The organism is Bacillus coreaensis, assembly GCF_050586445.1.
Taxonomy (GTDB): Bacteria; Bacillota; Bacilli; order Bacillales; family Cytobacillaceae; genus Robertmurraya_A; species Robertmurraya_A coreaensis.
Genome location: NZ_JBOCCY010000021.1, coordinates 1 through 11,315, shown reverse-complemented (window position 1 = coordinate 11,315; position 11,315 = coordinate 1). Strand labels below are relative to the sequence as shown.

Annotated in this window: 13 protein-coding genes; 7 read left to right on the top strand and 6 right to left on the bottom strand. The window is 36.1% G+C overall.

Features of this window, described 5'->3' with window-relative positions; genetic code table 11:
• Positions 1-167: 167 nt before the first annotated feature.
• Positions 168-1,079, bottom strand: a complete 912-nt coding sequence (locus ACQ5H4_RS20890; RefSeq protein ID WP_430776892.1) for an RluA family pseudouridine synthase — start codon at positions 1,077-1,079, stop codon at positions 168-170.
• Positions 1,080-1,207: 128 nt separating this feature from the next.
• Here ACQ5H4_RS20890 and ACQ5H4_RS20885 point away from each other — a divergent pair, with 128 nt between their 5' ends.
• Positions 1,208-1,600 carry a DUF5365 family protein gene (locus tag ACQ5H4_RS20885; RefSeq protein ID WP_430776891.1) on the top strand — a complete coding sequence of 131 codons (393 nt, stop codon included), beginning with the start codon at positions 1,208-1,210 and terminating at the stop codon, positions 1,598-1,600.
• Between the two features lie 36 nt (positions 1,601-1,636).
• Here the strand turns inward: ACQ5H4_RS20885 and ACQ5H4_RS20880 are convergent, their stop codons facing one another.
• The 3 genes from ACQ5H4_RS20880 to ACQ5H4_RS20870 form a co-directional block, all read right to left on the bottom strand.
• Positions 1,637-2,107 carry a thioredoxin family protein gene (locus ACQ5H4_RS20880; RefSeq protein WP_430776890.1) on the bottom strand — a complete coding sequence of 157 codons (471 nt, stop codon included), beginning with the start codon at positions 2,105-2,107 and terminating at the stop codon, positions 1,637-1,639.
• A 4-nt stretch (positions 2,108-2,111) separates the two neighbouring features.
• Positions 2,112-2,543 carry a disulfide oxidoreductase gene (locus ACQ5H4_RS20875; protein WP_430776889.1) on the bottom strand — a complete coding sequence of 144 codons (432 nt, stop codon included), beginning with the start codon at positions 2,541-2,543 and terminating at the stop codon, positions 2,112-2,114.
• 73 nt (positions 2,544-2,616) lie between these two features.
• A complete protein-coding gene (locus tag ACQ5H4_RS20870) occupies positions 2,617-3,219 on the bottom strand; it encodes a TetR/AcrR family transcriptional regulator (protein ID WP_430776888.1) in 603 nt (200 codons plus the stop codon).
• Between the two features lie 208 nt (positions 3,220-3,427).
• Between ACQ5H4_RS20870 and ACQ5H4_RS20865 the strand changes: the two genes are divergently transcribed.
• On the top strand, positions 3,428-5,161 hold the full coding sequence (locus ACQ5H4_RS20865) for a phospho-sugar mutase (RefSeq protein WP_430776887.1): 1,734 nt from the start codon (positions 3,428-3,430) through the stop codon (positions 5,159-5,161).
• 59 nt (positions 5,162-5,220) lie between these two features.
• On the opposite strand, the gene ACQ5H4_RS20860 is transcribed toward ACQ5H4_RS20865, so the two are convergent.
• Complete coding sequence (locus ACQ5H4_RS20860; RefSeq protein ID WP_119707080.1) at positions 5,221-5,478, bottom strand: YhdB family protein; 258 nt, start codon at positions 5,476-5,478, stop codon at positions 5,221-5,223.
• 141 nt (positions 5,479-5,619) lie between these two features.
• Here ACQ5H4_RS20860 and ACQ5H4_RS20855 point away from each other — a divergent pair, with 141 nt between their 5' ends.
• From ACQ5H4_RS20855 to ACQ5H4_RS20845, 3 genes are all read left to right on the top strand, one after another.
• Complete coding sequence (locus tag ACQ5H4_RS20855; RefSeq protein ID WP_430776886.1) at positions 5,620-6,636, top strand: M14 family zinc carboxypeptidase; 1,017 nt, start codon at positions 5,620-5,622, stop codon at positions 6,634-6,636.
• A gap of 25 nt (positions 6,637-6,661) precedes the next feature.
• Positions 6,662-6,979 (top strand): DUF3889 domain-containing protein, encoded by a 318-nt coding sequence (locus ACQ5H4_RS20850; RefSeq protein ID WP_430776885.1) that lies wholly within the window; start codon positions 6,662-6,664, stop codon positions 6,977-6,979.
• A 111-nt stretch (positions 6,980-7,090) separates the two neighbouring features.
• Positions 7,091-8,503 carry a SpoVR family protein gene (locus ACQ5H4_RS20845; protein WP_430776884.1) on the top strand — a complete coding sequence of 471 codons (1,413 nt, stop codon included), beginning with the start codon at positions 7,091-7,093 and terminating at the stop codon, positions 8,501-8,503.
• 85 nt (positions 8,504-8,588) lie between these two features.
• On the opposite strand, the gene ACQ5H4_RS20840 is transcribed toward ACQ5H4_RS20845, so the two are convergent.
• Complete coding sequence (locus ACQ5H4_RS20840) at positions 8,589-9,368, bottom strand: C39 family peptidase (protein ID WP_430776883.1); 780 nt, start codon at positions 9,366-9,368, stop codon at positions 8,589-8,591.
• Between the two features lie 129 nt (positions 9,369-9,497).
• Between ACQ5H4_RS20840 and ACQ5H4_RS20835 the strand changes: the two genes are divergently transcribed.
• Both ACQ5H4_RS20835 and ACQ5H4_RS20830 read left to right on the top strand, forming a co-directional pair.
• Positions 9,498-9,863, top strand: a complete 366-nt coding sequence (locus ACQ5H4_RS20835; RefSeq protein ID WP_430776882.1) for a Na-translocating system protein MpsC family protein — start codon at positions 9,498-9,500, stop codon at positions 9,861-9,863.
• Between the two features lie 343 nt (positions 9,864-10,206).
• The gene (locus ACQ5H4_RS20830) at positions 10,207-10,983 is read left to right on the top strand and encodes a TerC family protein (RefSeq protein WP_430776881.1); all 777 of its coding nucleotides are present in this window, start codon (positions 10,207-10,209) and stop codon (positions 10,981-10,983) included.
• Positions 10,984-11,315: the final 332 nt, after the last annotated feature.

Genomic DNA, 11,315 nt, shown 5'->3' with positions numbered 1-11,315 from the left:
CGCTCTAGTCCTTTTCTATATTTGTTTTCTAAAATTAGGCTTGATCATTTGTTTTGGACAAAAATGTTTCGGGAAAGGAAAGAGTACAAAGAAAATATCGGCATGGGTTGCCGTTTATATAAAGGGAGCGTCTACCTAATGGGTAGGCGCTTCTATGATTATTTTAATTAAATATCTATTTCAGGAAAAATAGATGGCTTATCAAGAAAAAGTGCCTTACATACAATAATTTCTTCGGTAAAAGGATGAAAAAACTCTACCTTTAAAGCATGCAGTGCTTGTCTTTTCTGCTTAACACGACTTCCATAAAGCGTATCACCAATAAGAGGGTGACCAATTGAACTTAAATGTACTCGAATTTGATGTGTTCTTCCTGTATCAAGCTGGCAGCTGATTAGAGTTGTATTTTTTTTTGCATTGTAAGCCTCTACTTTATAGTGTGTAACAGCGGATTGACCAGTAGAAGAAACTCTTCTTCTCGTTGGATGGTGACGATCTCTTCCTATGGGCTTTGAAATCGATCCTGAGTTTGTTTTCATTTTCCCTTCGACTAAAGCGACGTATGTCCTTTTAATCTTTCTTTCCTCAAGGAGTCTATCTAAGATTGCCCCGCACATTCGATGCTTGGCAAAAATAACAGCACCCGTAGTATCCCGATCAAGACGATGGATATGCTTGATATAATGAAGTTCTCCTTTTGATTGAAGATGAAAAGCTACGCCATTTAAGAGGCTTAAATGGTCATTCTCTGAATTTGGATGAGTATCCATCCCGGCTGGCTTATTAGCGATAAGAAGGTGGTCATCTTCAAAAAGAATATCAATCTCCATATAAGTAGGTTGGACTATTGGAGGCTCAGGTTGAAAAAATGGAATAGATAAAGTATCTCCCAAATGGAAAGGAGAAGTCCAGTTTGCTTCTTGTCCATTTATTAACACACTTTTTTCCATTCTCAATTCATGGACTAGTTTTTTGGGGGCCTTCCAATAATCTTTAAATAAGCTTTCTATTGTGTATTTCTCCCAATCTTTTGGAATACAAATATTGTACTGTTTTCCAACTGTTTTTGTTTGTAACATTGTACTCTCCGTTCTTAGCTATCATTTTAATCGTGGTGATAATTACCACCATAGAGACAGGTTTTTTTATGGTATTCTTAATTTATATTTTACATTAGAACTAAAGGATATTTAAAGGTGGGTTATAAGTGAAGATTGTTTTTGCGTCGACACCAGACCAAGAAGAGAAAATAAAGGAGCTTGTCAAAAGGTTTTATCGAGATATTTTCCCTATGTATTTCTCTGATAAAGACATAAAGAATTTTGAGGATCAAAATGTACTGAATAATGAAACAGCACAGCTTGATGGAACGTTAAAGGAAGCGTATCATGTGATTGCTTCACTTCAAACTTTGCTATCTATTCTAGAATCACGCATCTTATCATACGATCACCAAGCGCTGTATGATAAAAATGTGGAAACATTACATGAGTATGGATTTATTTTCCCTTTTTCTTATGATGAATTTATCTATGCTAGAGAAAACAAAACTACCTTTTTCAGCACATACACCCAAGCTGCTAATCAATTATTAGTATAAAAGCCGGCTACATATGTAGTCGGCTTTTTTCAAAACTTATTTTGTATTTTCGTTAAACCAGCTCTCAAAATCAGGCTCTTCGTGATATCCTACGATTCTTGCTACTTCTTTCCCGTCCTTGTATTGAACAATGGTTGGAGTACTTTCGATTAAGTAATCATCCCATCCTTGCTCAAACTCAAGCAAGTTATACTGAAGTAGATCGATATTCATTTCTTCAGAAAGAGGAGCAACGATTGGAGTTGTTCGTTGACAGTGTGAACAAGTTGGGCTGTAAAAATACACGGTCACGTCTTCACCATTGTCCAGTTTTGATTGTAAATCCTCTGGAAGAACGAGGTTTTGGTAATTAGGATCGTCTAACTGATCAATAGTTGCTTGGTCCAGACTATCCTTCTTATAAGGGTTGTCTTCACTGACTTTTTCTTCATTTTGTATTTTTGTAACAATAGCTAATGCACCAAATAATAGGACGATAATACCAATAAAAATTAGAACTTTTTTCATGAAATTATTTTTCCTCCTTCGTTTGCTTCCATACTAGAAAGCTACAAACAAAAACAATAATAAACGCGGTGAGGGCCAGAAAAGGGATCGTGATAAATCCAAGCCAATTAATGTATTGCCCCGTACAAGGGACACGCCCACATGCTGGAGCTGTATCCGCTAAAAAGGAAACCTTCTGCAGTCCATAATGGTAAAGGGAGATCATCCCACCAACAGCCGAAAGAATCATCGTATAAAAGGCAATCCCATAATCCTTTTTCACAGTTGCAATACCTAATAATACAACAAATGGGTACATAACGATGCGTTGATACCAGCAAAGTTCACAAGGCTCGTACTGGCGTATCTCCGAAAAATATAAACTGCCAAACATGGCTAGCAGTGCTGCAGCGAAAGCAAGGAAAAGCAAGTTTTCGCGCTTGTCATTTTTTTTCATACAATATTCTCCTTAAGCGTATTGACCGTGAATTTATTATAATTACAAAGGACAAAAATGTATAATAATCTACTCACAAGTCTTCCTTTTTTCCTACAATTCCATAAAAAAAGAAATGAATGAATTCATTTATGAATTGATCCTTGTTTGATCTAGATTGGAAGATTTCTGAATGTTTTTGAATGGCGTCTGTCATTGCTTGGAGGATAAAAAGAATCGTGTTCATTGATAGACTGCTGGATATATCCCCGCTTTTTCGTCCTTCTTCAATAAATGTAACAATGAGAAGCATAGATTTTTCGTTTGCGAATTCTTGAAATAAATTCGCAATAACACTATTCTCTGAAACAATCGCTTCAATAAATTCTGTACTAAGGTCATTTGTGGATGAAAGCTTCAATTCAATCAATTTGATTAGCTTTTCTTGAAAAGGAAGTTCACTATAAATTAATTGTTGAAACGAGTCAATTTGCCCTTCAAGATAATCCTTTAGCACATCATAGACGAGCTCGTCCTTACTTCCAAAATAATTATATATCGTTACTTGCGAAACATTCGCTTTTTTTGCTATTTCATGAATTTTTACCTTTTGAATTCCGTACTTTGTGAATAAAGAAAAAGCTGCCTGGCGAATCTGTTCCATTTTTTGAAGCCTTCTTCGTTCAAACCCGTTCATATCTTCACCTCTTTCCAATTTTAAAAAAAATTATGAAATAATACAAATGTAACATTTTAAAATTTGGAGAGATGTGTATTTTTTACAAAAAACATATATAATGAAAATGGTTTCTTAAGTTGTCACAAAAACTAACGACGAAAAAGAGGGAAACGCACAGTCTGGCTTGAATAATAAAAGTTAGAAAACACTTTCAGGAGGAGACGAAATGAGCTGGAAAGAAAAAGTACATACATGGAATCAATTTGATAAGCTCCCAGAAGAGTTAAAGGGGCAACTACAAAAGCTATCCGATGTGGAATTAGAGGATGCTTTTTATAAAAATTTAGAGTTTGGTACAGGTGGGATGCGTGGGGAAATAGGTGTTGGTACAAATCGTATGAACATCTACACGGTTAGGAAGGCATCCGCAGGCCTTGCAACATATATAGAAGAATTTGGTCAGGAAGCAAAGGATAGAGGTGTGGTCATTGCATATGATTCTCGCCATAAATCAAGTGAGTTTGCAATGGAGGCAGCCAAAACATTAGCCACAAAGGGAATTCAAGCATATGTCTTTGATGAGCTTCGTCCAACTCCAGAATTATCTTTTGCAGTAAGACATCTAAATGCTTTCTCTGGAATTGTGATTACAGCAAGCCATAATCCGCCTGAATATAATGGTTATAAGGTGTATGGTCCAGATGGTGGGCAGCTTCCTTTAGAAGGGGCAGATAAGGTTATTGAAAAAGTAGATGCTATTTCAAATGAGTTAACTATAGAGGTTCATGACGAACAGGAGTTAAAAGAACAAGGGCTAATTAAGATGATTGGTGCAGATGTGGATCAAGCGTATCTGGAGAAGCTTATAACGATTTCTGAGAATCCTACATTAGCTAAAGAAACGGATTTACAGGTAGTTTTTACACCGCTGCACGGGACAGCTAATAAACCAGTGCGTTCTGGACTTAAGGCGTTTGGTTACGAAAATGTAACGATTGTAAAGGAGCAGGAATTACCTGATCCACAGTTCTCTACTGTGAAAAGTCCAAACCCAGAAGAACATGCTGCGTTTGAATTGGCAATAGAAGCGGGTAAAAAGGTAAACGCTGATTTATTAATTGCCACTGACCCTGATGCAGACCGTCTTGGAATTGCTGTTAAAAATGAAAAAGGGGAGTATGAAATCCTAACAGGAAATCAAACAGGTGCTTTACTACTCCATTACTTACTAGAAAATAAAAAGGCAAAGGGAACCTTACAAGAAAATGCATTGGTTTTAAAGACAATTGTTACCTCTGAATTAGGTGCGACTATTGCTGCTTCATATGGTGTACCAACACTTGATGTATTAACAGGATTTAAGTTTATTGCAGAAAAAATTAACGAGTACGATTCCACAAATGAACATAGCTTCTTGTTTGGATATGAAGAAAGTTACGGTTATTTAATTGGAGATTTTGCAAGAGACAAGGATGCGATTCAAGCTTCTCTTTTAGCAACCGAAGTGTGTGCGTACTATAAAAAGCAGGGCAAGTCTCTTTATGAGGCATTGTTAATGATTTTTGATAAGTATGGGTATTATCAAGAAGGCTTACGGTCATTAACGTTAAAAGGGAAATCTGGTGCAGAAACGATTAATAAAACACTCGAATCTTTCCGAGCGGAGCCGCTTGAAGAACTGATCGGTCTAAAGGTAACAAAAACAGAGGATTACCTAACTAGTACAAGATATGAGGAAGGATCGGAAGAATCAATTGATCTTCCTGCTTCAAACGTATTAAAGTACTTTTTTGAAGATGGTTCATGGGTTTGCCTTCGACCATCGGGAACAGAGCCGAAAATTAAGTTTTATTTTGGCGTAAAGGGATCAAGTTTGACTGAAAGCAAAGGGAAATTAAAATCAATTGAAGATGCATTTATGCAAGCGGTTGAAAATAAAATGAATGCACTATCTAAATAAATATAAATCATAAAAAACACGGTCAATTTGACCGTGTTTTTTTGGTGGAATTCTGGTAGTTACCCCATGGTTATCACTGTATCAAGCAAGCCGTCATTTGCTTCAACAAGATCGTTTGCATGGTCGATGTAACGAAGTAAAGAATATAAATGTTTCTCAATTACTTGGTAGTCTTTTTCAAAATTGTACGCGTGAAGGAAATGCTCAATTTTTTTGGCTAAAAATTGGTCCTTTGTTCGTACCATCAGTATTAATAAGTTATCCCATTCAGAGCGATGTGTATAGTACAAAGCTCGATCATAATCAACATGATTCATTTCTCTCTCCTCCTCTTAAGGAGTTGAGTTTAGTGTATGATGTTCTGTTAAAAACACTCTCAGAAAAACTTGTCACTGTTGATATATCAATGTTTTCATCTTTTTCCTGAATAGGTTTCTGACATTCAAGACACATTAAAGATGGAAATTTTAATTTTAGGAATGGATGAAATGAAAACATCGATATTTCTTATTTGCTTTTTATTGTATTGCCCATCTGCTTTTGCAAATATTGTTAACTCAGACCAAATCTACACATACGAACAAATGCAATTTGATATACAAAAACTGAAGGTAACCTATGATGGAGAATTAGAAGTAACAGTAATTGGTCAATCTTATTATGGAAATGATATTCCAGCAATAAAAATTGGAAAAGGGAAAAAAAACGTCGTACTCATTGGTGCCCACCATGGTAGAGAGTGGCTAACTAGCTCTCTTCTAATGGTCATGCTTGAAAATTATGTTAGATCTTTTACAACCGGTGCAAAAGTTGGAGCATTTGATTCTAACATGCTGAACGATGTGTCCATCTGGATTGTTCCGATGCTTAATCCAGATGGAGTCAAAATTCAACAGCGGGACATCCCTGTATTTTTTGTTGATCAACTGTTTTTAATGAATGAAGGAGATTCCAATTTTTCACGTTGGAAGGCAAATGGGATTGGGATTGATTTAAATCGCCAATATCCAGCAGGTTGGAGAGAGTTAAAGGGCCCCGGTACACCTGCTTACCAATTTTATAAAGGAAAAAGACCATTTGAGGCATTGGAAACTCAAGCATTAGCTGCTTTTATTGATAAAATCCAACCCTCTATTGCCGTAGCCTATCACTCAACTGGTCAGGAAATTTACTGGAAGTATAAAAATGGGAAGAATGAACAAAGGGATTATTCAATCGCTGAAAAAATCGCTCAATCAACCGGATATAAATTAGGAAAGCCCCCTAAAAAGGCAACTGGTGGTGGTTTTACTGATTGGTTTATAACCACGTACCATCGCCCAGCATTAACCATAGAAATATGCCCACCAATGATCAATCGTGCACCGCCTTTGTCTAGCTTTCCAGAGGTATGGAAAAGGAATCAATATGTTGGGATGAAATTAGTGAATGAGGTCATAGAGTTACATAAAAGGGAAGGGCAAATGGAAAAATAATAACCACAAACAAGGAGGGAAAAGTTTGAAAAAGATACTTGTTCCAATCATTACTCTTTTATGCATTTTTGGTTCACTTTCTTCTACTTATGCTGAACAGCCTGGTCTGGATTATAAAAAGTTTGGGAGAATTGCAACTGCAGTTGTAACTGAAGACTATCCTGGACAGCGAGTAGTGGAATATAAGTATGTCGGTAGAGAAAAATTAACTGAAAATAAGGTATTGGATTCCTTTCGTTTTGAAGTGATGGTGAATGGCAAGGAACAGTTTGTGACAGTCAAGATTACGCATGACAATAGTGCAGGAAAAGAATTAACGATTACATTAGTAGAAGAAAAATAAGGAAAAGCAGGACTCTAAAACAATAGGGTTCTGCTTTTTTCTATTTCTAAGTACATCATTCTCTCTCTCGTTTCATACATTGTGATAAGAGCAAAAAGGGGGAGAAAGCTAATGCGTGAACAAGAACAGAAGGATTTACAGTATGCCATTGAAGAGATAACGGAGATAGCGGTTGGCTTTGGACTCGATTTTTATCCAATGCGTTATGAAATTTGTCCTTCCGAAATTATTTATACCTTTGGTGCATATGGCATGCCAACAAGATTTTCCCATTGGAGCTTCGGGAAACAGTTTCATAAAATGAAGCTCCACTATGATCTTGGGTTGTCTAAAATTTATGAACTTGTTATTAACTCTGACCCTTGTTATGCGTTTTTACTGGATTCTAATTCTCTTATACAAAACAAACTAATTGTTGCCCACGTTTTAGCTCATTGTGACTTTTTTAAAAATAATGTTCGATTCCAAAATACCAAAAGAGACATGGTAGAAAGCATGGCCGCAACAGCTGAGAGAATCAGAAAGTATGAGAAACAATATGGGAAACATGAGGTTGAAACTTTTCTTGATGCCGTTCTTGCCATTGAAGAACATATTGATCCCTCGTTAATGAGGCCTAAACTTGCTTGGAGCATGGAGGATGTGGATTACGAAGAGGAAGTTGTTGCGTTAAGTCCTTATGATGATTTGTGGGATTTGGATGAAAAGAATAAAAAGAAACTAGAACCAGTAAGAAGAAAAAAGAAATTCCCTCCACAGCCTGAGAAAGATCTTTTGTTATTTATTGAAAGTTACAGTCGCGAATTATCAGACTGGCAACGTGATATTTTAACGATGATGCGCGAGGAAATGCTCTATTTCTGGCCACAGTTAGAAACAAAGATTATGAACGAAGGCTGGGCGTCGTTCTGGCATCAAAGAATACTCCGTGAGATGGATTTAACGAGTGGTGAAGCATTGGAGTTTGCTAAACTGAATGCTGGTGTGGTTCAACCTTCGCGAACAGGGATAAACCCATATTACCTTGGGTTGAAGATATTTGAGGATATTGAAGAACGTTATAATAATCCGACCCAGGAAATGAAACGTCGAGGAGTACAGCCTGGATCAGGTCGAGAAAAGATGTTTGAGGTACGTGAAATAGAATCAGATATCTCCTTCCTCCGCAACTATTTAACGAAAGATCTTGTTATGCGAGAGGATATGTATTTATTCCAAAAGCAAGGGAAGGATTATAAGATTGTTGATAAAGCATGGGAAAATGTTCGAGATCAGTTAGTAAGTATGAGGGTAAACGGTGGTTTCCCATACTTAACGGTAACGGATGGCGATTATATGAAAAACGGTGAGCTTTATATCCAGCATGGATACGAAGGAATTGAACTTGATATTAAGTATTTGGAAAAAGTTATGCCGTATATTCATCAGTTATGGGGAAGAAGTATTCATATGGAAACCGTGATTGAAGGGAAAAATATGCTATATACGTATGACGGTAAAAGTATACACAGAAAGTATTTATAGAGTGAAGCAACCCCATTCAAAATCGAATGGGGTTTTTAATTATGAATTTTTTTTCTTTTTCACAAGTTCAACTTCTATTTTGATGTTATAAGACAACGATTGCTTGGCTCCCCATTTGCTCCCAAGCTTGAATAAACGATTCTCGTTCAAGTTGCTGATTTTTCTCTCCAAAAGGATTGTTTATATAGATAGACTCATGATCAAAGCCTGTTATGACGACACTATGCATTTTATATGTGATAGTAACTTCTCCTTGTGGTGTTTCCCATGTCTCGAATTCGTCAATAGGAGAAAAGGTTGAGGTGGTAATAATCCAAACCGGATGACCTTGAGCTACTTGTTTTAATAGCTCATCAAATGATTGATTGGTTAAGTCAATAACATCATCCGAATAATTTGTTGCAAGATCATAAATGGGACCATGATATACTCCAAGTCCAGGTCCGTCTTCCATATTACCAACAAACCCAATATTAGGATTTCCAAATTCACCACTAGTATATTGAAGTGGTGTGCGAACTACTTCCTCTGCTAATTGATTTTTTGTTACATCAAGACCATTGTATTGTAAAATCATTGCTAAGCTTGTTACTTCACAACCATTGTATAATCTCGGACTATCCATTTGGTTCAATAAAGGAACATCAAGTAGAATCTCTGTAATTTCTTGCTCTTCCTCCACAGTCTCTTCAACAATAGTTGCTGTGGAAGTAGTCTCTTCAGTAAAAGTGCTAGATGTAGTTTGAACATCTGCAGTTGTTGATTCCTTGTTCGTGGTAGATTGAGCCTGTTCATCGTTAGAGAGAAACAATGCTGTTGCAAATAAAGTGGTAGATAATATGATTGCAGGGATTTTATAGCTCATGGGAACCTTCCTTCTTAATAAAGTAATAGATTTCATAATGATAGAATCAAATTATGAACAAACTATTACGAGGGTAGGAAGAATTGAGAAATGTTTAAGGAACAATTATAATGTGGTAAGAGGTGAATTATGAAGAAAACAAAGGGTTCAATCGAAGCAGAAATAAGTAAAGCTATTACTCAATGGGAAAAGGACTACTTAGGTAGAGGGTCAATATCTGTAAAAGCTGATATTCTAAGAGACATGATCATTGTATCTTTAAAAGGAATCTTAACTCCTGCTGAGTATACAGTGTGTGAAACAAAAGACGGGATGTTATCCATAAAACGTACGCGTGCCGATTTGGTTGAGTCTGGTACGGGTGATTTAAAACAATTAATTTCTAACATAACAGGTCAAAATGTCCTTACTTTTCATACAGATATTAGTACTCGAACTGGAGAAAGAATGATGGTTTTCAGACTAAAGGGTGATCTTGAAAAAGAGTTTATTTGAACAATAAGTATTTTTTTATTGACGTTTATTCAAGAACATCATATGATAATGATAAGAATTTAATAAGATATTCCTTTAAAGGGGAGTAGCTTTTACAACAAAGTCGTCATTTCAGAGACACGCGCTCTCGGCTTTGTTGGCAACGATACTAGTTGTTAGCAAGACCTTTACCTACAATGGTAAAGGTCTTTTTTGCGTCTCAAACCTTTACCAAAATATAGTATTTGGGAAGGGGCGAGTATATGAACAAGTAAATAATTACATCCGATTTAATTGTTATAGATATATGGAACGTGAAAAGAGTGCATGGTGGAGAGTTCTCAATTGAAAGGGGAAACGGAATTTGGATCTTAGTTTATTATTAGAATATGGTTGGGTATTATTAGTACTTATTGCATTAGAGGGTTTACTTGCGGCAGATAATGCCCTTGTATTAGCTATTATGGTAAAGCATTTACCTGAAGAAGAAAGAAAAAGAGCCCTATTTTATGGTTTAGCAGGTGCATTTATTTTTAGATTTGCTTCCTTATTTGTTATTTCATTCTTAGTGGATGTATGGCAAGTACAGGCAATCGGTGCGATCTATCTATTATTTATCGCAATTAACCATATTGCGAGGAAACTTTTTAAGAAGAAACTTGAAGAGAAGTCAAGTGAAAAAGAAAAGAAAGAAAAGAATTCGGGTTTCTGGACAACTGTTATCAAAGTTGAGTTAGCAGACATCGCTTTTGCCGTAGATTCAATTTTAGCAGCAGTTGCATTAGCCGTAGCTTTACCGGATACTCCACTTCCTCCTATCGGTGGTTTGGATGGAGGTAAGTTCTTAGTTATCTTTGCTGGTGGTTTAATTGGGTTAATTATCATGCGTTTCGCTGCAAACTTCTTTGTAACACTTCTTGCCAAGCGCCCTGGATTAGAAATCGCTGCCTTTGCTATAGTAGGTTGGGTAGGGGTGAAACTTGCAGTATACACATTATCACACCCTTCACTATCCGTACTTCCTAGTACATTTGCAAAATCACCTGAGTGGAAAATTACTTTCTATATAGTATTAGTTCTGATTGCATTAGCTGGTTGGTTTTTTTCAAAAGAAGTGAAGGAAGTAGAAAATGCAGCATAATTAAAAGAGCGTTCATTAGAATTTTCTAATGAACGCTTTTTCGACAAAAAATGATAAAAATCTATTGACGATAAAAAAGACGAATGGTATTATAAAAATCTGCTTATGAAACAACATTATTTAAAAGTCGATACACAAACTTTTTTAAAAAAGTTGTTGACGAGTTAAGTGGGAAAAGTTATTCTAATATAGTTGCTTTCGAGCGACAAAACGAGAATGGAACTGAATTTTGTTCTTTGAAAACTAAACAAATCATACGTCAACAAAAATGATTAGTGTTGAAATACACACTAGCCAACGTTTTAACTTTAAGAGCTAATCTTACTCTTTAT

What these genes read in the sequence shown, in the direction of transcription:
- ACQ5H4_RS20845 (WP_430776884.1), top strand. Translation starts at nt 7,091, where the DNA reads ATGCGTGAACAAGAACAGAAGGATTTACAGTATGCCATTGAAGAGATA.
- ACQ5H4_RS20835 (WP_430776882.1), top strand. Translation starts at nt 9,498, where the DNA reads ATGAAGAAAACAAAGGGTTCAATCGAAGCAGAAATAAGTAAAGCTATT.
- ACQ5H4_RS20870 (WP_430776888.1), bottom strand. Translation starts at nt 3,219, where the DNA reads ATGAACGGGTTTGAACGAAGAAGGCTTCAAAAAATGGAACAGATTCGC.
- ACQ5H4_RS20860 (WP_119707080.1), bottom strand. Translation starts at nt 5,478, where the DNA reads ATGAATCATGTTGATTATGATCGAGCTTTGTACTATACACATCGCTCT.
- ACQ5H4_RS20875 (WP_430776889.1), bottom strand. Translation starts at nt 2,543, where the DNA reads ATGAAAAAAAATGACAAGCGCGAAAACTTGCTTTTCCTTGCTTTCGCT.
- ACQ5H4_RS20880 (WP_430776890.1), bottom strand. Translation starts at nt 2,107, where the DNA reads ATGAAAAAAGTTCTAATTTTTATTGGTATTATCGTCCTATTATTTGGT.
- ACQ5H4_RS20865 (WP_430776887.1), top strand. Translation starts at nt 3,428, where the DNA reads ATGAGCTGGAAAGAAAAAGTACATACATGGAATCAATTTGATAAGCTC.
- ACQ5H4_RS20890 (WP_430776892.1), bottom strand. Translation starts at nt 1,079, where the DNA reads ATGTTACAAACAAAAACAGTTGGAAAACAGTACAATATTTGTATTCCA.
- ACQ5H4_RS20855 (WP_430776886.1), top strand. Translation starts at nt 5,620, where the DNA reads ATGGAAATTTTAATTTTAGGAATGGATGAAATGAAAACATCGATATTT.
- ACQ5H4_RS20840 (WP_430776883.1), bottom strand. Translation starts at nt 9,368, where the DNA reads ATGAGCTATAAAATCCCTGCAATCATATTATCTACCACTTTATTTGCA.